The organism is Paenibacillus forsythiae T98 (assembly GCF_000520735.1).
GTDB lineage: Bacteria > Bacillota > Bacilli > Paenibacillales > Paenibacillaceae > Paenibacillus_AQ > Paenibacillus_AQ forsythiae.
This window is the reverse complement of the sequence record NZ_ASSC01000743.1, coordinates 1-354: the sequence shown is the minus strand read 5'-3', so window position 1 is coordinate 354 and position 354 is coordinate 1. Positions and strand designations below refer to the sequence as shown.

The 354-nt window shown below is 64.4% G+C and carries 1 protein-coding gene; it reads left to right on the top strand.

Annotated elements, in window-relative coordinates; all coding sequences use genetic code 11:
* Window positions 1-354, top strand: a 354-nt coding sequence (locus L692_RS29920; protein WP_036725048.1) for an aminotransferase class I/II-fold pyridoxal phosphate-dependent enzyme, incomplete at both ends; no start/stop codon positions are given.

Sequence of the window (354 nt, the reverse complement as noted above, 5' to 3'; positions counted from 1 at the left end):
CCAGGAGGTTGCCGGCTGGAAGGCCGAAGCCGCCGCTGGCGGTCATGATCTGATCGACCTGGGCATCGGCAGCCCGGACCGCGGGCCGTCTCCCGAAATCCGGCGCGTACTCAGCGAGTCTGTCCTACGAGAGGACAGCTACTCGTATCCGTCCTCGGAAGGCGGCATGGCCTTTCGCAGCAAAGCCTCGGAATGGATGAACTACCGGTTCGGCGTAACCGTTGATCCCGAGAAAGAGCTGCTGACGCTGATGGGCTCCCAGGACGGGCTGGCGCATCTGGCGCTCGCTGTGTGCAATCCCGGCGACGTGGCGATTGTGCCCGACCCCGGCTATCCGATTTATTCGGGAGCGCT